Source organism: Streptomyces sp. PA03-5A (assembly GCF_033792725.1).
Taxonomy (GTDB): Bacteria; Actinomycetota; Actinomycetes; order Streptomycetales; family Streptomycetaceae; genus Actinacidiphila.
Genome location: NZ_JARAVL010000004.1, coordinates 187340 through 207933, shown reverse-complemented (window position 1 = coordinate 207933; position 20594 = coordinate 187340). Strand labels below are relative to the sequence as shown.

The following is a 20594-nucleotide window of genomic DNA, read 5'->3' as shown; positions in this document are numbered from 1 at the left end:
GAGACAAGTTCGCCAGGCGCTCAGGGGGTGTGGCTGACCGCCACCGGGGGTAGCGACGGGGCTCCGATCCGGCCCGTCGGGGAGGGCGGTACGGAGGGCTGGCGGGCCCCTCCGGCGCCCCGGTAGACCGCCGCGAAGGTCAGGGCGACGACACCGATGCCCATCACCACGGCGAGCACCCACGCCACGGTCCGGTGCCAGCGGCCGTGCCCCCGGTACGGGCGGCGCTGGGCGTAGAGGTCCTCGTACTCCTCGTCCTCCGCGGAGTGCTCGGTCTCCTCCTGGTCGTACGGACCGCTGCCGTCCTCCGCGCCCAGCACACGCGGGCGGGACGCCTCTGCCTCGGCCTGTGCCGTGGCGGCGGCGAGCATGCGCTCGTGGGCGCTCGGTTCGTGGAAGGCAGCCGCCCGTATGAAGGCCTCATCGAGCACCACGGACGCGAATTCGTCATCCGCGCCACCGTGGTCCTCGCCGTCCGGGAACGGCTTGCCCCCCAGTTCGTCCGGCACCCGTCCAGAATAGGGCCGATGACGCGGATTGGGCAGGCCGCTCGGAAACTCCGTCCGTCCGCCGGGGCCGGTCAGCCGCGGACGTGGCCGTCCCCGGTGTAGACGTACTTGGTCGAGGTCAGCTCCGGAAGGCCCATCGGCCCCCGGGCGTGCAGCTTCTGGGTGGAGATGCCGATCTCCGCGCCGAAGCCGAACTGCCCGCCGTCGGTGAACCGGGTCGAGGCGTTGACGGCGACGGCCGCGGAATCCACCAACCGGGTGAAGCGCCGGGCGGCCGGCTGCGAGGTGGTGACGATGGCCTCGGTGTGCCCGGAGGACCACAGACGGATGTGCTGCACGGCTGCGTCCAGCGAGTCCACCACGGCTGCGGCGATGTCGAGGCTCAGGTACTCCGTCTCCCAGTCCTCGGCGGTGGCCGGGACGACGGTGGCCTTGGTGCCGCTCTTCTCGGCCAGTTCCCGCACCCGCTCGTCGGCGTGCACGGTGACCCCGGCCCCGGCCAGCGCGTCCAGGGCGCGCGGCAGGAAGTCGGCGGCGATGTCCCGGTGCACCAGCAGCGTCTCGGCGGCGTTGCACACGCTCGGGCGCTGCGCCTTGGAGTTGAGCAGGACCGCGACGGCCGTGTCGAGGTCGGCCTGCGCGTCCACGTACACATGGCAGTTGCCGGTGCCGGTCTCGATCACCGGGACGATGGACTCCTCGACCACCGTCTTGATGAGGGAGGCGCCGCCGCGCGGGATGAGCACGTCGACCATGCCGCGGGCGCGCATCAGCTCGCGCACCGACTCCCGGCTCTCCCCCGGCACCAACTGGACGGCGTCGGCGGGCAGTCCGGCGCCGCCGACCGCGTCGCGCACCACCGTCACCAGCGCGGAGTTGGAGTGGCACGCGGAGGAGGAGCCGCGCAGCAGCACCGCGTTGCCGGACTTCAGGCACAGCGAGGCCGCGTCCACGGTGACGTTGGGCCGGGCCTCGTAGATGATGCCGACCACGCCCAGCGGCACGCGGATCTGGCGCAGGTCCAGCCCGTTGGGCAGCGTGGAGCCGCGCACCACCTCGCCGACCGGGTCGGGCAGGCCGGCCACGTCCCGCACGTCGGAGGCGATGGCGCGGACCCGCTCGGGGGTCAGCGTCAGCCGGTCCACGATCGCCTCGCCGGTGCCCGCCTCACGGGCGCGGGCGACGTCCTTGGCGTTGGCCTCGACGATCTCCCGCGTGCGGACGACCAGGGCGTCGGCGATGGCCAGCAGCGCGTCGTCCTTCACCGAGCGCGGCAGCGGCGCGAGGTCTTCGGCGGCCGCACGGGCGCGGTAGGCGGCCTGCAGCACCGGGCTCTTCGGCCACGGCGAGGGCAGGGAGGCGGCGAGGTCGTCGTTGCTGTGGCTGCGGCTGCTCATAGCGGCCAGGGTACGGCGTGGGCGCCGGCCGGCGGGACGGCTTTCCGGCCGGTGAGACCGTGCCGCGCACGGCGGCCCGGCCGGTGCGGCTCAGTAGGGGTGCACGCCGAGGGGCGCCGCCGGGGGCGGTCCGTAACCCTCCGCGAGGCGCTGGTGGTAGGTGTCCCGGTCGATGACCTCCAGGCCCACCGTCTCCCAGGGCGGCAGGTTGGCGGAGGAACGGTGCTCGCCCCACAGCCGCAGCGCGATCGCGGCGGCGTCGTGCAGGTCGCGGGCCTCCTCCCAGTACCGGATCTCGGCGTGGTCGGCCGCGTACCGGCTGGTCAGCAGGAAGGGGTGGTCGTTCGCGAGCTGCTCCAGCGCGCGCCGCACCTCGGCAAGCGGGGCCTCGGGCCCGCAGACGCTGAGCGTCACGTGCCAGAGCCGGGACACGGGGCGCTCCCGCGCGGGCGGGGCGGTGTCGTCGCTCGTCACGCTGACCAGTGTCCGCTCCGCCGTCCCTCGGGACGACGATGCCCCTGGGCGCCCTCGTCTCACCGGCGGCCTCCCTGTCGTCCCTGTCGTCGCGTCCCTGGCCGGATTCCGTGCTCCGCCCTCAAAGTCCAGCAGCCCGGAAGCGGGCGCGGGGCGGTTTTCACGAAGTAACCACGAAGGAGGTCCGCCTCAGTGGTGCAGGAGTACGAGGTCGTCCCGGTGCACGACCTCGCGCTCGTAGGCGGGGCCGAGCTCCCGCGCCAGTTCACGGGTGGAGCGCCCGAGCAGCCGGGGCAGCTCCTTGGCATCGAAGTTCACCAGGCCCCGCGCGACGGCGTGGCCGGAGGTGTCGCGCAGTTCGACCGGGTCGCCGGCGGTGAAGTGGCCCTCGACCGCCGCGATGCCGGCCGGAAGCAGCGAGGTGCGGCGCTTGACGACCGCCTGCACGGCGCCGTCGTCCAGGATCAGCGCGCCAAGCGGGGTGGAGGCGTGGGCCAGCCACAGCAGCCGGTCGGCGGAGCGCTTGCCCGTGGCGTGGAAGAGGGTGCCGGTCCGCCGTCCGGCCAGGGCGTCCGCGGCCTGCGAGGCGGAGGTGAGGACGACCGGGATGCCGGCGCCGGCGGCGATCCGGGCGGCCTCGACCTTGGTGACCATGCCCCCGGTGCCGACGCCGGCCTTGCCCGCGCTGCCGATGGAGACGCCCTCCAGGTCCCGCGGCCCGTGGACCTCCTCGATGCGCGAGGTGCCCGGGAGGGCGGGGTCGCCGTCGTAGAGCCCGTCGACGTCGGAGAGCAGGACGAGCAGGTCGGCACGGACCAGGTGGGCGACGAGGGCGGCGAGGCGGTCGTTGTCGCCGAAGCGGATCTCGTCGGTGGCCACCGTGTCGTTCTCGTTCACGATCGGCAGGGCGCCCATGGCGAGCAGCTTGTCCAGCGTGCGGTAGGCGTTGCGGTAGTGCGCCCGGCGGCTCATGTCGTCGGAGGTGAGCAGCACCTGCCCGACCCGTACGCCGTACCGGGCGAAGGAGGCCGTGTACCGGGCGACGAGCAGGCCCTGGCCGACGCTGGCGGCGGCCTGCTGCCGCGCCAGGTCCCGGGGCCGCCGGGTGAGCCCGAGCGGTGCCAGGCCGGCGGCGATGGCGCCGGAGGAGACCAGGACGACCTCCTTGGCTGCCGCGCCCTCCTGGGTCCCGCGCGCCTTAGCCAGCACGTCCACGAGGGCGTCCACCCGGTCGGCGTCCAGGCCGCCGGCCGCCGTCGTCAGCGACGACGACCCGACCTTGACCACGACCCGCCGGGCCTCCGCCACGTCCTGCCTCGCGCTCGCCACGTCCGTCCCTTCCCTCTCCCTGCTTCGCAATCTACGGCAGTGGGGCGACCGGGCGCTGCCGCCTTCCACCCACCGGACGGCGACTGGGACAACGCGTACGGGGCAGACGCGCCGTGAAGCCCGCGCCCGAACACCCCTTGACGAGATATGAAATTCATATAAGGGACTCTTCACTCCGTAAGTAAAAAAGTCACAAGAGAACCACCTCAATGGGAACGATTTGCCTGCGGATTCGAACACGGGGCAGCGTGCACGGGTACGGCGAACCGGCACCCCGGGCGGCCCAGCGCACGCTCGCGCGTCCGGGCGGTTCCGCCGGGCCGCCGAACGTACGACGATGGGAAGTTGCCGCTGTGAAACGTGCCGTGGGGAAACGGCCGGGAGTCCACCACTTCGGCCTCCTTCTGGCCCAGATGTGCGCCCTGATCGCGCAGGTGGTGGGCGTGGCCCTGCCCAACGGGGCCCTGATGGCGGGCGCCGCCCTCGCCGGTTGCGCCGCCGACGTCTGCCTGCACGCCGGCAAGCGCCCGCCGCCCAAGGCACTCGGGCTGCTCCAGGCGGAGGCGGTCACCCGGCAGTCCCTGCGCGACCTGCTGCTGATCGTCGGACTGCTGCGCCTGGACCAACGGGAGTCCGTGCTGTTCCACCTCGTGTGCCTCGGCGGCCTGTTGTACGTCCACGGCGCGCACATCGCCCTCCAGGGCGGGGCGGCGCTGGTGCAACGCGCACGCCGGCTCCCCGTCGTCACACGCAACATCGACACGTCCGAACTGCCGCTGCCCGCCCCGCCACCGCCCCTGATCACCCGTCAGCCGGGCCTGCGGCTGCTGCTGGTGGGGAGCCCGGCGACCTTCGGGCTGAGCGTGGCCGCGGCGACCGGGGCCACGGCGTACGCCGCCGACGGCGTCGCCCTGTCCGCGCTGCTGGCCACCGTGGCGCTGGCCCTGCTCGCCCGGTCCTTCATGCCCGGCAGGCGGCCACCGGGCGCGGACGAGGTCCTCGAGTGGTTCGACCGCTGGCTCGAGCGCTACCAGCCCACGGTCGGCATGTACTTCTCCGGGGGCGCGAGTTCCGCTTACCAGGCGAACATGTGGCTGGCCCCCCTGGCCGAGCTCGACGGGCGGCCGGTGATCCTGCTGCGCGAGCGCGGGATGGTGCCGCGCATCGGCCCGACCGATCTCCCCATCGTGTGCCTGCCGAAGGTCGCCGACCTCATGCGGCTCGGCGACTCCAGCCTCAAGGTGCTGCTCCACCCGGCCAACGCGCCCAAGACCTCACAGGTGCTGCGCATCCCGTCGATCATGCACGCCTTCGTCAACCACGGCGAGAGCGACAAGCTGTCCAGCTGCAACCCGTACGCGAAGGCGTACGACGAGGTCTGGGTGGCGGGCCCCGCGGCCCGGGAGCGTTACGCGCTGGCCGAGGTGGGCGTGGCCGACGAGGACGTCGTGGAGGTCGGCCGTCCGCAACTGGCCGGGATCCGGCCACATTCGGGCCCACCGGCGCCCGGGAGCACCCTCACGGTGCTCTACGCGCCCACCTGGGAGGGGTGGACCGACGACCCCGGCAACACCTCGATCACGGTGGCCGGTGAGGCCATCGTCCGCCGGTTGCTCGCCGAGCCCGCCGTCCGCGTGCTCTACCGCCCGCACCCGCTCACCGGCAGCGTCGACCCGCGGGCCGGTGCCGCCCACCGGCGGATCGTCGAACTGATCGAGGACGCCAACCGCCGGCGCCGTACGGACTCCGCCCTCCCCGGGCAGCGCGACCTCCTCCGGCACAGCGAGCGCGAACTGGCCCGGCTGACCGCCGCCTGGTCGCTGCCCGACGCCGACGACCTGGAGCGCATGGCCGACCGCGGCACGACGGGGGACGAGAGCGTCGCAGGCGCCGTACGACGGGCGACCGCGGCCTGGGAGGCCGCGTACTGGGCGGCGCATCCCGCGGACGAGCACCTGGTGATCGTCGAGGAGCGTCCCGGCCTCTACTCCTGTTTCGACCACTGCGACCTCCTGATCACCGACGTGTCCAGCGTGATTTCCGAGTTCCTGGTGAGCGGCAAGCCCTACGCGGTGACGAACACCACCGACCGGAGCGAGGCGGGATTCCGCGCGTCCTTCCCCACCGTGCGGGCCGGGACGGTACTGACCCCTGACGCGGCGGGACTGGGCGAGCTGCTGGCCGTGGTGCGCGGCACGGCCGAGGACACGCTGGCCACCGCGCGCGCGAACCTGAAGGAACACCTGCTGGGCCCGGCGGCGCCGTCCTCCGCGGAGCGCTTCCAGGAGGCCGTGCACGCCCTGGCGGCCCGGGTGGACGAGCGGCGGGCCAGGACGGCGGCGCGGAGCGCCCCCCAGGCCGTCCCACGGCAGCGCGCCGGGGTCGCGTGACCGGCACCACGGACGCGGGAGGGGGGCTGCGACGGAACGAGATCGTTCCGTCGCAGCCCCCCTCCCGCGGTCTTGGGGACGGAACTCAGTGCCGGGGCTGCTCCGGGTGGCGCAGGCACCAGCCGGCCCAGGCGGAGGCGACCATCTCGCGCACCTCGTGGCGGGCCGTCCAGCCCAGCTCCTCCTCGATCCGCGAGGCGGAGGCGACGACCCGGGCGGGGTCGCCGGGGCGGCGCTCGATGACCTGCGCCGTCGCGTCGGTGCGGCCGGTGACCGAGCCGATGATGCCCACCATCTCGGCGACCGAGACGCCCTCGCCGCGGCCGATGTTCAGCACCAGGGCGGCGGTCGGGTCCTCCGCCAGCCGGCGCGCGGCGGCGACGTGGGCGGAGGCGATGTCCTCGACGTGGATGAAGTCGCGCACGCAGGTGCCGTCGGGGGTCTCGTAGTCGTCGCCGAAGATCAGCGGGGGCTTCCCCTGGGAGAGCCGTTCGAAGACCATCGGCACGAGGTTGAAGATCCCCGCGTCACCCAGCTCGGGCGTGGCCGCGCCGGCCACGTTGAAGTAGCGCAGGCAGGCGGTGGCGATGCCGTGGGCGGCACCCGTCGCCCGGACCATCCACTCGCCGACGAGCTTGGTCTCCCCGTACGGGCTCATGGGCGCGCACGGGGTCTCCTCGGTCACCAGGTCGACGTCGGGCATCCCGTAGACCGCGGCGGAGGACGAGAACAGGAAGCTGGTCACCCCGGCGCGCACCGCGGCGTCCAGGACGGTCTGCAGGCCCTGGACGTTCTCCCGGTAGTAGTGGAGCGGACGCTCCACCGACTCCCCGACCTGCTTCTTCGCCGCGATGTGCACGATCCCGCGCACCGAGTGATCGCGCAGCACCCGGTCCAGCAGCTCCGCGTCCAGCACAGAGCCCTTCTCCAGGTGCACCCCGGCGGGCAGCCGCTGCGGGTCGCCGGTGCTCAGGTCGTCCACGACGACGACCTGCTCGCCGCCGTCGACCATGGCCTTCACCACATGCGACCCTATGTATCCGGCACCGCCAGTAATCAACCACGTCATCCGACGCATCCTAACGGCTCTCCAACGGCGGCCCCGAACCCCCTGCGGGACGGGCCCCGCGGTACACTCCGCCGACTTTTTGTTTACTATCCATTCATCCACACAACCGTTTGCCGTCGCCCCGCGTCGTAGGAACGGTTGGAGCGGGCCCCACCGCGGGACACCGCTCGCCCGACGGCCCGCGCAGCATCGCGGACGCGTCCCAGCCTCAACCGATCCGCTGCCCCGGTTCGGTGCCTGATTCGCCTCGAAAGGGTTCTGGTCCATGGAAATACCGCCGCTCGCGGAAGTACGGCGCCTCACCGAGAAGAAGCGGGACGCCTGGTGGACCGTTTTCCTGGTCGACCCCGTGGCGACCCCGTTGGTGCGCTGGACGGCCAGGTGGACCCGACTCACCCCCAACCAGATCACCTGGGGCGCCCTCTTCCTCGGCCTGGGAGCCGCGGCCTGCTTCGCGCTCGCCGACTGGAAGTACCTGATCATCGGCGCCGTGCTGTACCACTTCAGCTTCATCCTGGACTGCATGGACGGGAAGCTGGCCCGGCTCACCGGCAAGGGCTCCGAGTTCGGCGGCTGGCTCGATTACATCTTCGACCGCATCCGCGTGGTGTGCTGCGCCGCGGCCCTCATGGGCGGCCAGTTCTACCGCACGGACAACCCCGTCTACATGTGGCTCGCCCTCGCGGTGATCTTCCTCGACGCGCTGCGGTACCTCGACGCGCTGCAGATCTTCAAGGTGCGGCACGGCATGCGCAAGAAGATCCAGAAGCGCCTGCAGGAGCTCGACTCCGCCAAGCCGCACGCCTTCATGGAGGACCTGCTGCGCGAGCGCTCGGAGGACGAGACGCAGGCCGAGGCGGAGGCCAGGAACGAGGCCGAGGCCGAGACGGAGGCGGACGCGTCCGTGCGGACCGTCCCCGCGCAGTGGACCGGTCCTGACGCCGCCCGGCCGGCCGCCACGGTCGCGGCGGACGCCGCCACCCCGGCCGACCAGGCTTCGGACGCCGCGCCCGGACGGGTCATCGACCTTCAGGTGACGTTCAAGGACCGTTTCGGCCCCTACGCGGCCTTCCGCGACTTCCTGATCCGACACCGGGTCCGGCCGCACCTGATCAGCGGCATCGAGTTCCAGATGGCGGTCTTCATCATCGCGCCGCTGACCGGTGCCATCATCGGGACCACGATCGCCGCGGCCGCGCTGCTGCTGATCTTCGAGTTCGCCATCATCTACAAGCTGCTGCTCTCCACGCGCGACTTCGAGCGCGTGATGGCCGACCTCGACGAGGAGGCCCGCTCGTACCACGAGAGCGACAGCGCGACGCCTCTGCAGACGTCCATGAGCTGAACCGCTCGCCGGCCGGTCCCCCGGCCGGCAGTGCACGGACAAGGGCCGGCCCCCTCGGTGAGGGGGCCGGCCCTTGTCCTTCGCGGTCGCGGCTCAGGAGTCGAACGGGTCGAAACCCTCGAACTCCTTCTGGACGTCGTCCCGTTCGGCGTCCCGGTCCTTGCGGCGCTGCGCGGCCGGCCGGGGCTCGTCGAAGCGGTGGTCCTCGCCGCGGCGTCCGAGCATCTCCGCGCCGGCCGCGACGGACGGCTCCCAGTCGAAGACCACGGCGTCGTCCTCGGCGCCGATGACGACCTCGTCGCCCTCACGGGCGCCGGCCTTGACCAGCTGCTCCTCGACACCGAGGCGGGCGAGCCGGTCGGCGAGGTAGCCGACGGCCTCGTCGTTGGCGAAGTCGGTCTGGCGCACCCAGCGTTCGGGCTTCTCACCGCGGACGCGGTAGAAGCCGTCCTCGGCGGTGACGGTGAAGCCGGCGTCGTCCACGGCCTTGGGCCGGATGACGATACGGGTGGCCTCCTGGACCGGCTGGGCGGCGCGCGCCTCGGCAACGATGCCGGCGAGGGCGTAGGACAGCTCGTTGAGGCCCTTGTGGGCCACCGCCGACACCTCGAAGACCCGGTAGCCGCGCGCCTCGAGGTCGGGGCGGACCATGTCGGCGAGGTCCTGGCCGTCGGGGATGTCGACCTTGTTGAGGACGACGATCCGCGGACGGTCCTCGAGACCGCCGTACGCCCGCAGTTCCGCCTCGATCACGTCGAGGTCGCTCAGCGGGTCGCGCTCGGACTCCAGGGTGGCGGTGTCCAGGACGTGCACCAGGACGCTGCAGCGCTCGACGTGCCGCAGGAACTCCAGGCCCAGGCCGCGTCCCTCGCTGGCGCCCGGGATGAGCCCGGGGACGTCGGCGACGGTGAAGACGGTCGAACCGGCCGTGACCACGCCCAGGTTGGGGACGAGCGTGGTGAAGGGGTAGTCCGCGATCTTCGGCTTGGCCGCCGAGAGCACGGAGATGAGCGAGGACTTGCCCGCGCTCGGGTAACCGACCAGCGCCACGTCGGCGACCGTCTTCAGCTCCAGGACGAGGTCCCGGCTCTGCCCGGGCTCACCCAGCAGCGCGAACCCCGGCGCCTTGCGGCGCGCCGAGGCCAGCGCCGCGTTGCCGAGGCCGCCGCGGCCGCCCTGGCCGGCGATGAAGGTGGTCCCGTGGCCGACGAGGTCCGCGAGCACGTTGCCGTGCCCGTCCATGACGACGGTGCCGTCCGGGACGGGCAGGACCAGGTCCGTGCCCTCCTTGCCGGAACGGTTGCCGCCCTCGCCGGGCTTGCCGTTGGTGGCCTTGCGGTGCGGGTGGTGGTGGTACTCGATGAGCGTGGTGACCGACTGGTCGACGACCAGCGTCACATCGCCGCCACGGCCGCCGTTGCCGCCGTCCGGGCCGCCCAGCGGCTTGAACTTCTCCCGGTGCACGGAGGCGCAGCCATGGCCCCCGTTACCCGCGGCGACGTGCAGCTCGACGCGGTCCACGAAGGTGGTCATGCGGATGTTCCTCCAGATGCGTACGGGAATGTCTGTGGGTTAACGCGCCGAGGGCGGACCTGCTTCCCGGTCCGGGAAACAGGGTCCGCCCTCGGTGAAGTCGTATCGCGGCCGATCAGGCGACCGGGACGATGTTCACGACCTTGCGACCACGGCTGGTGCCGAACTCGACCGCACCGGCGGCGAGGGCGAACAGCGTGTCGTCCTTGCCACGGCCGACGCCCGAGCCGGGGTGGAAGTGGGTGCCGCGCTGGCGGACGATGATCTCACCGGCGTTCACGACCTGGCCGCCGAAGCGCTTGACGCCGAGCCGCTGGGCGTTGGAGTCGCGACCGTTCCGGGTGGACGATGCGCCCTTCTTGTGTGCCATCTCTCCTCAGTCCCTTACTTCGCAGCGGCGGGGATGCCGGTGATCTTCAGGGCCGTGTACTGCTGACGGTGACCCTGACGACGGCGGTAGCCGGTCTTGTTCTTGTACCGCAGGATGTCGATCTTCTGGCCCTTGTGGTGGTCCACGATCTCGGCCTGGACCTTGATCCCGGCCAGCACCCACGGGTCGCTGGTGACGGCGTCGCCGTCGACGACGAGGAGCGTCGAGAGCTCGACCGCGTCGCCAACCTTGCCAGTGGAAATCTTGTCAACCTCGACGATGTCGCCGACGGCCACCTTGTGCTGGCGGCCACCGCTGCGCACGATTGCGTACACGCGGAACTCACTCTCTCGCTCGGATCGTCACTCCTGACGCCAGCCGTCCCTGCGGTGCTGGGGGGCCTCTGCCGGCCGTGGCCGGTAGGAAGATGCTCAGGAATGGGCGTCAAAACGCCGAAGGTCAAGGTTACGGGGCGTCCCCGATGGGGTCAAACCGGGGCCTGCCCGACCCCGCACGCGCCGCGGGCCGTCCCCCGGTGGGGAACGGCCCGCGGACGGTGACGCGGGGTCAGGACGCCTCGGTGGGCGCCTCGGCCGTGGCCTTGGCGGCGGCCTTCTTCGCCGTCGTCTTCTTGGCCACCGTCTTCTTGGTGGCGGTCTTCTTGGCGACCGTCTTCTTCGCGGCGGCCTTCTTCGCCGGTGCCTTCTTCGCGGCCGTCTTGCGCGCGGCCCGCTTCTTCGGCTCCGCCTGCCCGGCCTCGGCGGCCTCCGTCCCAGCCTCGGCCGCCGGGGTCTCCTCCGGCTGCGCCTCGGTGCCGGGGACGACCACGACCGCGGCCTCCTCGCCGGCGGACGGCGCGCCCGCGGGGGCGGACACCCTGCGCGTGGCGCGACGGCGCACCGGCGCGGCCGGCGCCTGGACCTCCGCCACCGGCTCCGGCTCGGGGGCCGGGGCCGGAACGGCCGGCTCCGCCGCGGGGACGACCACGGTGGCGGCCTCACCGGCGGGGGCGCTCGGCGCGGTGGCCTTGCGGGTCGCCCGGCGCCGGCCGCGGACCGGTGCGGCGGGCTCCTGCGCCGTCTCGGCGGTGCCCACGACGGCGGGCGCCTCGGGGGCGGTGGCCGTCGCGGCCTCCGCCGCCTGGGGCTCGGTGACCGGGGCGGCCGACGGGACGACGGTGACGATCTCGGCCGTGGCGTCCGGCGAGCTCACGGGGGCGGTGACCCGCCGCGAGGCGCGCCGCCGGGAACGCCGGCCCGCCGCCGCCTCGGCCTCGGCCGGGCTGCCGTACCAGTCCTCGTCCCCGCCGACGGCGGGCACCAGCTCGGCCTCGGTGACCGCGACCGGCTCCAGCTCGGGAGCCTCCTCCGCGGCCTCCTCGGCCTCGGTGAGGGCGGCGGTCTCCGCGACCGCCGGCTCCTCCGCCGCGCCGCCACGACGGCGCTTGCGCTTGCCGCCGCCACCGGCCGCCGTGGCCTGGTCCATGTGGACGATGACGCCGCGGCCGTTGCAGTGCACGCAGGTCTCGGAGAAGGACTCCAGCAGGCCCTGGCCGACCCGCTTGCGGGTCATCTGGACCAGGCCCAGCGAGGTGACCTCGGCCACCTGGTGCTTGGTGCGGTCCCGGCCCAGGCACTCCAGCAGCCGGCGCATGACGAGGTCGCGGTTGGACTCCAGCACCATGTCGATGAAGTCGATCACGATGATGCCGCCCAGGTCGCGCAGCCGCAGCTGGCGCACGATCTCCTCGGCCGCCTCCAGGTTGTTCCTGGTGACCGTCTCCTCCAGGTTGCCGCCCTGGCCGGTGAACTTGCCGGTGTTGACGTCGATGACGACCATCGCCTCGGTCCGGTCGATCACCAGCGAGCCGCCGCTCGGCAGCCAGACCTTGCGGTCCAGCGCCTTCAGCAGCTGCTCGTCGATCCGGTACGTGGCGAAGACGTCGACCTCGGAGGTCCAGCGGCCCAGCCGCTCGGCCAGGTCCGGCGCGACGTGCGAGACGTAGCCGTGGATGGTCTCCCAGGCGGTGTCACCGCTGACGATGACCTTGCCGAAGTCCTCGTTGAAGATGTCGCGGACGACCCGGACGGTCATGTCCGGCTCGCCGTAGAGCAGCGACGGGGCGTTGCCGCTCTTGGCCTTCTTCTGGATGTCCTCCCACTGCGACTGCAGCCGCTCGACGTCACGGCGCAGCTCGTCCTCGCTCGCACCCTCGGCGGCGGTGCGCACGATGACGCCCGCGTCCTCGGGAACGATCTTCTTGAGGATCTGCTTCAGCCGGGCGCGCTCGGTGTCGGGCAGCTTGCGGCTGATGCCGGTCATCGAGCCCTCGGGCACGTAGACCAGGTAGCGGCCGGGCAGCGAGACCTGGCTGGTCAGGCGGGCGCCCTTGTGGCCGATCGGGTCCTTCGTGACCTGGACCAGCACCGACTGGCCGGACTTGAGGGCCGCCTCGATGCGCCGCGGGCCGTTGCCCATGCCCAGCGCCTCGAAGTTGACCTCACCGGCGTACAGCACCGCGTTGCGGCCCTTGCCGATGTCGACGAACGCGGCCTCCATGGACGGCAGCACGTTCTGGACCTTGCCCAGGTAGACGTTGCCGACGTACGAGGTGGCCTGCTCCTTGTTGACGTAGTGCTCGACGAGGACGCCGTCCTCCAGCACGCCGATCTGCGTCCGGTCGCCGTTCTCACGGACGACCATGACGCGCTCGACCGCCTCACGGCGGGCCAGGAACTCGGCCTCGGTGATGATCGGCACACGCCGGCGGCCCTGCTCGCGGCCCTCGCGGCGCCGCTGCTTCTTGGCCTCCAGACGGGTGGAGCCCTTGATGGACTGCACCTCGTCGACCGGCTCCGCCGGCTTGCGCGGCTCACGGATCTTGACGACCGTGCGCTCCGGAGCGTCCTCGCCCAGGCTCTCCTCGGCCGTCCCCTCGCCACCACGGCGACGGCGACGACGACGGCGGCGGCTGGTGCTGCTGCTCTCGGCCGACTCCTCGTCCTCCTCGGACTCGTCCCCGGCGTCCTCGCCCTCCTCGTCCTCGCCGACCGCGCCCTCCTCGCCGTCGAGGGCCTCGCCGCGACGACGGCGGCGGCCACCGCGGCGGCGACGGCGGGACGGCCGCTCGCCGCCCTCACCCTCGTGCTCGTCGGCCTCGTGCTCGTCGGCCTCGTCCTCCGCCTCGTCCTCCTGCGCGGGGGCGGGCTCCTCGGGGGCGTGCTCGGTCACGACCGCCTCCGCGGCCTCCACGGGCTCCCCGCGCCGGCGGCGGCGACGACGGCGCCCACCGGTCTCGGCGGCGTACTCGTCCGCCTCGGGCTCCTCCTGCTCCTCGCGCTCCTCGCGCTCGGCGGGCTGCTCCGCCTGCACCACACCGGGGGCCTGGAACACCGGAGCCTGGAACACGGCCATGGGCGGCCGTACGACCCGGCGGCGGCCCCGCGCGGGGGCGGGCTCCGCCTCGGGCTCGACCTCAGGGGCGGCCTCGGCCTCGGGGACCGCGGCGGGCTCGGCGCCCTGCGCCTCCTGGACCTCGATGACGATCGTGTCCGCGGGGACGCCGAACGCCTCCGCGACGGCCGCGACCGCGGCGACGCGGGCCTCCTCGACGGTGTCGCCGTAGCCGCGGATCTCGTAGGCGTCCTCGACCTCGACGGCCCAGCCGGAACCGTCCGGGACGGCCTTGGCGGTGTAGGTGCGCTGCTCAGGGGCGGCGCCCTCGGCGGCCTCGTCCCCGGCCTGGGCCGCTGCCTCGTCACGCGGCGCGAGAGCGCCCGGCTTCAGACGGCGGGAGCCGTCGTCGGCGGCGAGGAAGGAGGCGGCCGGAGCGGTACGCCGCCGCGAACGGGTCGTCCTGGACTTCTCGGCCTGGGGCTTCTCGGCCCTGCCCCGCTTCGGCTTCTCCGCGGGCTCCTCCTGCAGGGCCTTCGCGGGCGCGTCGGCGGCGGCCACGTCCTCGGCCGGGGCCGGCTCGGGGCTGGTCACCTTGCGCGTGGCACGGCGCCGGCCACGGGCCGGAGCCACAGGCTGCTCGGCCTGCTCCGCCCCGGGGGCGGCCTCGGCGTGCAGCGGCAGGTCGGCCTGGAGCTCCTTGGCCTGCGTGTCGGCGGCGGCCGTGGGGCCGGCCGTCTCCTCGCCGCCCGCGACCGGCTCGGGGCTGGTCACCTTGCGCGTGGCACGGCGCCGGGTACGCGCCGGAGCCGCAGGCTGCTCGGCCTGCTCGGCCCCGGAGGTCTCGGTGGCAGGGGCCTCCACGGCAGGGGTCACCGCGGCGGGGGCCTCAGGGGCGGCCGCAGGAGCGGTGGCCTTCCGCGTCGCGCGGCGACGGGCCGGGGCGGGGGCGGCCTCGGCCGCCTCCTCCGCGGACCCGGCCGGCTGCGGCTCCGGGGCGGAGGACTTGCGGGTCGCCCGGCGCCGGGTGCGCACGGGGGCGGGTTCGGCCTCGGAATCGGCGGATGGGGCCTCGGCCGGTATGGCCGGCGGCTCGGCGGCCCCCGCGGGGGCGCCGGACGTCAGGTCCTGACCGGCCTCACCGGCCGCGGGCGGTCCCGCGGGGCGGCTGGCCGCGCGGCGACGGCGGCGCGGAGCGACCGTCGCCTCCGTGTCGGTGCCGCCGGAGGCGGCTTCGGTGGCGCCGTTCTCGGGCGCCTCGTTCGGCTCGTTGGTCTCGAGCATGCGGGCATTTCTCCCGTCGCGTTCCCGGGCGCCGCGTCCTGGTCCGGTACGCGGCGGCCCGCGTCTCAGCGGGGCCGCCGCCCGGGGGCGCGGGCGCCACACGGGAACTGTCGTGTAGCTCGTCGGCACCGCACTGACGGACCGACGAAAGTCTCGTCTGATGTGTGCTGCCGGACCCGGGTTTCCCCGGATGCGTCGGCCGCACGACGACGACGGTCCTAGGCGGATCCCTCCGGCGCCGCCGCGACATCGCGGTCAGGCGCGAGCGGATCGTTCACCGTGCCGGTCTCCTCATCGAGCGGCCCCTGCGCCAGCCTGGTCACCGCAGCGGGGACCGGCGGCGCGAGGTCGGCCACCGCGCGGAGGCCGGACAGGACGTCGTCGGGTCGTACAGCAGGTGTCACATGCCGAACAACCAGCCGCAGTATCGCACAAGCTCCTGGTGTCGGCCTATCGGCATCCCGTTCGAGAATGCCGTCCTGGGCCCCGGCCACCTGCGGATCGACCGCTTCGAGCCGGGTCACGGCCTCGCGCGCGTCGAAAGTCCGCACGCCGTTCTTCGTCATCCGCTGGACCTCGACGGTCCCGGCGGCGAGGAACGCGGCCACGGCCCGCTCGGCCTCGGCGTGCTCCACACCGTCCAGCCGCAGCTGCCACACGGACGCCTCCAGCCGCTCGGCGAGCCCCGACGTGCGGGCCTCGACGGCCTCGACCACGTCGAGGCCGGCCGGCAGTGACTCGTCCAGCAGCAGGCGCAGCTTCTCCGGCTCACGTGCCTCCGCGAGCGCGATCTCCAGGTACTCGGCCTCGCTTCCGACGCCGGTGGGTGCGGCGTTGGCGTACGACACCTTGGGGTGCGGGGTGAAACCCGCCGAGTAGGCCATGGGCACCCCGGCGCGGCGCAGAGCCCGCTCGAATGCGCGCTGGAAGTCGCGGTGGCTGGTGAACCGGAGGCGGCCGCGCTTGGTGTAGCGCAGTCGAATGCGCTGCACCGCGGGTGCGGGCGGCGGGCCTTCGGGCTGTCGCTTGCCCAGTGTCGTTCAGTCCTTCGTACGTCTGGTCACCCCGGACGGGGTTGCTTGTGCCTTCCAGATTACTGGGGGTTCCGGCCTTCCGGTTCCGGACGGCTCGCCGGGGCCGTCCGGACCGGGCCCGTCCACGCGGTCCTGGACGCGCCGAGGGGCGCGCCGGGTGACCGTCCGCACCCCGCGCGCCCCTCGGGCCGCTTCCGCTCAGCGCTCCATGAACGCGAAGAGCTCCTCCCAGCGGTCGGTGATCCGCTCCGGCGAGTACCGCTGGACGTTGACCCGTGCCCGCTCGCCCATGGTGTCTCGCAGGTCCTGGTCAAGGATCATCCGCACGAGCTGACGCGCCAGCTCGGAGACGTTGCCCGGCGCGGCGAGCAGGCCGTCGACCTCGTCCTGCACGATCTCGTGGACGCCGGGGGCGCAGTCGAAGGCCACGCACGGCAGCCCGCAGGCCATCGCCTCCATCAGCGCCAGCGGGAAACCCTCGCCGCGGGAGGACTGGACGAACAGCGAGGCGCCGTGGAGCGCCCCGACGACGTCGTCGGTCTGCCCCATCCACTCGACGCTGTCGTCCAGACCCAGTGCGGTGCACTGCGCGCGCAGCTCGGCCTCCAGCTCGCCGGTGCCGTACAGCCGCAGCCTCCAGCCGGGCACCTGCGGAGCCGCTTCCGCCCAGGCGTCGAGCAGCATGTCGATGCCCTTCTGGTCGTCGAGCCGCCCGACGCTGGCGACGACCTTCTCGGTCCGCGGGGAGGACGACCCGGGCATCATCGGCAACGGGTTGGGCATGAACCCGACGTTGTTCAGGCCCCGCCGGATCCAGCGGTCGGCGTCCTCCTGCGTCAGCAGCAGCAGGCGGTCGGCCTCGGCGTAGTACTCCTCCACACGCCGGAACCGGGAGGACATGCGGGAGTACTCGTACGACTCGTGGCTCATGCCGATCACCGTGTGCCCGGCGGTGTCCGCGAGCCGGACCCATTCCATGGCCCACACCTGGGTGACGATGATCACCGCACCGGGACGGGCGGCGCGGAACAGCTCGGACAGCCGGTCCACGGCCTTGCGGACCTCGGCCTTCCGCCGGGCGTCCCGCCACAGGCCCACGACGTCGAGCACTCCGAGGGGCCGTCCCTTGCGGCGCTTCGGCCTCGGCCGGACGGCGTGCAGGGTCTCCGTCCCGAAGCCCGGGTCCTGACCGAGGTCCATCGGGTTGCGCGCCGGCGCGATGCCGATGACGCGCACCTGGTGGTCACGGCCTGCCAGCAACCGCGCCATCTGGGTCTGCCAGCGGGCCACGCCGCCGAGTTCGTCGACCTCGTTGGCGACGAAGAATATGTCCCGGCCCGTCATCGGGGCTCCCCTTTCGCACCGAAGAAGCGGTCGACGATCCGAGCCGCGGCGTCGCCCTGGTCGTACTCCCCGTAGGCCTCCACGAACTCCTTGAGCCGTGCCGAGTACGCCGACGCGGTGCCGTCCAGGTCGGCGAGGGCCGCGAACAGCCCGTCGGCGTCCCGCACCACCGGGCCGGGCGCCTGCTCGAGGAGGTCGAAGTAGGTGCCGCGCGCGTCCTTGGCGTACTCCTCCCAGTCGTAGGCGAAGAACACCATCGGCCGTTGCAGCAGCGCGTAGTCGAACATCACCGACGAGTAGTCGGTGACCAGTGCGTCGGCCAGCAGGTAGAGCGGCGTGATGTCGTGCTCGTCGGAGACGTTGACAACCCGGTTCCCGACGGACGGCGGGAGGGTCACCTGGTTCAGGTAGTGGGTGCGCACCAGTAGGGTGCAGCGGTCGCCGAGTTCGTCGACGAAACGCTGCAGGTCGAAGGCGAACTCGAAGGGCGCGACCTTGCCGTTCTCCTGCGCCCGGAAGGTCGGCGCGTAGAGGACCACCGGCAGGTCCTTGCGGATGCCGAGCCGTTCGGCGAGCGCCTGCACCGCCGGGTCGGGGGTGGTGGCGTTGCGGCCGCGGACGAGGGCGTCGTTGCGCGGGTAGCCCGTGCGCAGCCACTTCTCCTCCGGCACCCGGTAGGCCCTGGCCAGGGTGCGCGCGTCGTGTTCGCTGCGCAGGACGAAGTGGTCGAAGCGGTCCAGCGAGCGCTGGTAGGCCTCGCGCTCGGCCTCGGGCTTCATGCGGTACACGGCCTCGTCGAAGCCCATGCGCTTGAGCGCGGAGCCGTGCCAGGTCTGGATGTAGGTGGTACCGCGGCGCTTGCCGAGCTTCAGGGGCATGCCCTGGTTGTCGATCCAGTACTCCGCCTGGGCCAGGGCCCGCAGGTGCCGGTACGACCAGCGGCGCACCAGCCGGGCGTCCGCCGGGAAGTCCTCCGGCCGGTCCGCGTAGGACCACACCGGCCGGAACTTCACGTTGCGCCGCCGCAGTTCCTCGTAGATCGCACGGGGGCTGTCGCTGTACTGCTTGCCGAGTTGGCTCTCGAAGACCACCGTGCCCTTGCGCACCGGGAGGACGCGCAGCATCCGGTGGTACATGCGCACCTTGACCGGGCCGGAGTTCAGGCTCTTGCGCAGGCCGGCGACCATGCGGTAGCCCGCCTTGGCGGGCCTGCCCACGAACCCGTCGAGGTTGCGGTGCATGAGCGCCATGGCCCGCTGGGCCGCCTTGCCCTGCTGGGAGAGCACGAAGGCGAGGTGGTGCTTGGTCGACACCTCCGGTTCGAGGTGGTCGGCGACGAGCCGGGTCAGCCGGGGCCGGATGCGTATCGTGCCCTGCTCCGGGAGCTCGGTGTCCCCCACCGTGATCCGGCTGAGGGTGCTCACGCCGTCCACGGTCAGCTTCAGGCGCACGTTCCACACCGGGTCCACCACGCCGACCGGGCGCAGCTTGCGGCTCAGCGGGGCCTCGGCCTCCCACGCGATGACGTCGCCCTCGTGACGGACGGCGCCGACGGGGAAGCGCAGGGGCCGCGCGCCGCTGTTGCGCGGCAGGAACTCCAGGGTCGCCTTGAGCTTGCTGTCCGGGGTGATCCGGCCGAGCGGGTTGACCACCGTTCCGGACATCGCGACCGTGCCCGACTGCTCGGTGTACGACGTGAGCCGGTTGCGGAGCTTCATCTTCGCCAGCGGGCGCCCGTGGTAACCGAGGTCGGTGACGTCGAGGATCCGGCGGCCCCGCGGGTCGTCGAGGTGCTCGGCGCACCAGTAGATCCTGCCGTCCCGCTCGACCAGCGGTGCGGACAGCTTCTGACGGTTGATCAGCGTGTCGATCGCGGGCATGAGGTTGGCCCAGTCGCCCTGCACCAGGAGGTAGGAGCAGATCCGCTGGATCGAGTTGGTCTCCGCGTACGCCTCGTCGGGGAAGCCCCGCAGGTAGTCGCGGGCTATCTCGGTGAACTGGTTCCGGTACTCCTCGCCCAGGAACGGCAGTTCGCGGAGGTAGAGCACCATGTCGTGCTTGAGGAACTTGCGGTCCTTGTGCTGCTTGAGCTCGTCGAGCCCGTGCGCCGCGAGGACGGCGTCGATGCGCCGGTGGATCTCGACCCGGTCGGAGAAGTTCCTGATCTCGTCGCGCCGGTTGCTGATCGACTTGACCTCCGACTTCTGGACGACGTTCCAGAAGTAGACCCGGTTGGGTATGAGGGTGATCCGCTTCGCGGTGATGTAGGCCTGGGCCGAGAAGAGCAGGTCCTCGTAGTGGATGCCCCGGGGGAACCGCAGGTCGTTCTCGAGCAGGAAGTCGCGCCGGTAGCACTTGTTGGTCGACAGCGTGTCGTAGAGGAGTTCCGGCACCTCCTCGATGGACTCGACGGTGCGGGTCGACCGGTACAGCGCGGGGTACCAGTCGGTCTCCTTGCCGTCCCGGCTGTCGACGTACACCCGCACGCAGACCCCGGAGACCAAGTCGGAGCCGGTGCGCTCGGCGGCCTCGAACATGTTCCGGCAGGCGTCGGACTCGAGGGTGTCGTCGCTGTCGAGGAACATCACGTACCTGCCCCGCGCCACAGCGATGCCCTGGTTGCGCGGCTCACCGCAGCCGCCGCTGTTCTCCGGCAACCGGAGGGCGCGCACGCGGCCGGGATGGGCGGCCTCGAGGGACCGTGCGACCTCGAACGACCCGTCCGTCGAGCAGTCGTCGGCGATGATCACCTCGACCGTGCGGAGGCTCTGGTCGAGCACCGACCGGACCGCCACGGGCAACCGCTCCGCGTCGTTGTAGACGATGACGACAACGCTTACGTCCGGCGCGGTCTCCGCCGCTTCGGAGGACAAACTTGGCACGGCCACCTCTAGTCGGGGTACAGGGTCACCACGGGAAGAACCGCGCACGCGTCCACCGGGCGCGGCAAAACAGACGGATTTGCGGTCGTCCGGAGCCACGCTCGGCTACACGATGACCGCGAGGTGCACGGGAACCGTCTCTCCCATGAATGCAGGCTACAAAAAGGGTATCCCATGGCCAGAGCCCACCGGCGGGCATGAGGTGGGCGTCACGCCGCGCCCGGACCCCACCGGAACGAAG

At 72.6% G+C, this 20594-nt stretch carries 14 protein-coding genes; 2 read left to right on the top strand and 12 right to left on the bottom strand.

The genetic code is table 11. The features are described from left to right. Positions 1-20: 20 nt before the first annotated feature. From PV410_RS06810 to proB, 4 genes are all read right to left on the bottom strand, one after another. Positions 21-509 carry an SCO2584 family spore wall biosynthesis protein gene (locus PV410_RS06810; RefSeq protein WP_500322949.1) on the bottom strand — a complete coding sequence of 163 codons (489 nt, stop codon included), beginning with the start codon at positions 507-509 and terminating at the stop codon, positions 21-23. Between the two features lie 71 nt (positions 510-580). Continuing rightward, positions 581-1906 carry a glutamate-5-semialdehyde dehydrogenase gene (locus tag PV410_RS06805; protein WP_500322948.1) on the bottom strand — a complete coding sequence of 442 codons (1326 nt, stop codon included), beginning with the start codon at positions 1904-1906 and terminating at the stop codon, positions 581-583. A gap of 90 nt (positions 1907-1996) precedes the next feature. Further along, complete coding sequence (locus PV410_RS06800; protein WP_499511861.1) at positions 1997-2443, bottom strand: DUF8830 family protein; 447 nt, start codon at positions 2441-2443, stop codon at positions 1997-1999. Positions 2444-2569: 126 nt separating this feature from the next. Further along, positions 2570-3688 carry a glutamate 5-kinase gene (proB, locus tag PV410_RS06795; RefSeq protein WP_500323057.1) on the bottom strand — a complete coding sequence of 373 codons (1119 nt, stop codon included), beginning with the start codon at positions 3686-3688 and terminating at the stop codon, positions 2570-2572. 386 nt (positions 3689-4074) lie between these two features. Here proB and PV410_RS06790 point away from each other — a divergent pair, with 386 nt between their 5' ends. Next, the gene (locus tag PV410_RS06790; protein WP_500322947.1) at positions 4075-6099 is read left to right on the top strand and encodes a hypothetical protein; all 2025 of its coding nucleotides are present in this window, start codon (positions 4075-4077) and stop codon (positions 6097-6099) included. Between the two features lie 85 nt (positions 6100-6184). On the opposite strand, the gene galE is transcribed toward PV410_RS06790, so the two are convergent. Further along, the gene (gene galE, locus PV410_RS06785) at positions 6185-7168 is read right to left on the bottom strand and encodes a UDP-glucose 4-epimerase GalE (protein ID WP_500322946.1); all 984 of its coding nucleotides are present in this window, start codon (positions 7166-7168) and stop codon (positions 6185-6187) included. 265 nt (positions 7169-7433) lie between these two features. On the opposite strand from galE, the gene PV410_RS06780 reads away from it, so the two are divergent. Beyond that, entirely contained in the window at positions 7434-8513 is a 1080-nt protein-coding gene (locus PV410_RS06780) for a CDP-alcohol phosphatidyltransferase family protein (RefSeq protein ID WP_500322944.1), read from the top strand. 93 nt (positions 8514-8606) lie between these two features. On the opposite strand, the gene obgE is transcribed toward PV410_RS06780, so the two are convergent. The 7 genes from obgE to PV410_RS06745 all read right to left on the bottom strand — a co-directional run bounded on the left by obgE (position 8607) and on the right by PV410_RS06745 (position 20353). After that, positions 8607-10046, bottom strand: coding sequence for a GTPase ObgE (obgE, locus tag PV410_RS06775; protein ID WP_500322943.1), 1440 nt, complete (start codon positions 10044-10046; stop codon positions 8607-8609). A gap of 115 nt (positions 10047-10161) precedes the next feature. Beyond that, complete coding sequence (gene rpmA / locus PV410_RS06770; protein ID WP_449706282.1) at positions 10162-10416, bottom strand: 50S ribosomal protein L27; 255 nt, start codon at positions 10414-10416, stop codon at positions 10162-10164. A 14-nt stretch (positions 10417-10430) separates the two neighbouring features. Beyond that, positions 10431-10751, bottom strand: a complete 321-nt coding sequence (gene rplU, locus PV410_RS06765) for a 50S ribosomal protein L21 (RefSeq protein ID WP_018556584.1) — start codon at positions 10749-10751, stop codon at positions 10431-10433. 232 nt (positions 10752-10983) lie between these two features. Continuing rightward, positions 10984-15093 (bottom strand): Rne/Rng family ribonuclease, encoded by a 4110-nt coding sequence (locus PV410_RS06760; protein ID WP_500322942.1) that lies wholly within the window; start codon positions 15091-15093, stop codon positions 10984-10986. A 218-nt stretch (positions 15094-15311) separates the two neighbouring features. Next, complete coding sequence (locus PV410_RS06755) at positions 15312-16085, bottom strand: TIGR03936 family radical SAM-associated protein (protein ID WP_499511869.1); 774 nt, start codon at positions 16083-16085, stop codon at positions 15312-15314. Between the two features lie 240 nt (positions 16086-16325). Then, positions 16326-17471 (bottom strand): glycosyltransferase, encoded by a 1146-nt coding sequence (locus PV410_RS06750; RefSeq protein WP_500322941.1) that lies wholly within the window; start codon positions 17469-17471, stop codon positions 16326-16328. Further along, positions 17468-20353 carry a bifunctional glycosyltransferase/CDP-glycerol:glycerophosphate glycerophosphotransferase gene (locus PV410_RS06745; RefSeq protein ID WP_500322940.1) on the bottom strand — a complete coding sequence of 962 codons (2886 nt, stop codon included), beginning with the start codon at positions 20351-20353 and terminating at the stop codon, positions 17468-17470. The genes PV410_RS06750 and PV410_RS06745 overlap by 4 nt, the downstream gene beginning before the upstream one ends. Positions 20354-20594 lie beyond the last annotated feature (241 nt).

What these genes read in the sequence shown, in the direction of transcription:
- PV410_RS06805 (WP_500322948.1), bottom strand. Translation starts at nt 1,906, where the DNA reads ATGAGCAGCCGCAGCCACAGCAACGACGACCTCGCCGCCTCCCTGCCC.
- galE (WP_500322946.1), bottom strand. Translation starts at nt 7,168, where the DNA reads ATGACGTGGTTGATTACTGGCGGTGCCGGATACATAGGGTCGCATGTG.
- PV410_RS06780 (WP_500322944.1), top strand. Translation starts at nt 7,434, where the DNA reads ATGGAAATACCGCCGCTCGCGGAAGTACGGCGCCTCACCGAGAAGAAG.
- obgE (WP_500322943.1), bottom strand. Translation starts at nt 10,046, where the DNA reads ATGACCACCTTCGTGGACCGCGTCGAGCTGCACGTCGCCGCGGGTAAC.
- rpmA (WP_449706282.1), bottom strand. Translation starts at nt 10,416, where the DNA reads ATGGCACACAAGAAGGGCGCATCGTCCACCCGGAACGGTCGCGACTCC.
- PV410_RS06760 (WP_500322942.1), bottom strand. Translation starts at nt 15,093, where the DNA reads ATGCTCGAGACCAACGAGCCGAACGAGGCGCCCGAGAACGGCGCCACC.
- PV410_RS06750 (WP_500322941.1), bottom strand. Translation starts at nt 17,471, where the DNA reads ATGACGGGCCGGGACATATTCTTCGTCGCCAACGAGGTCGACGAACTC.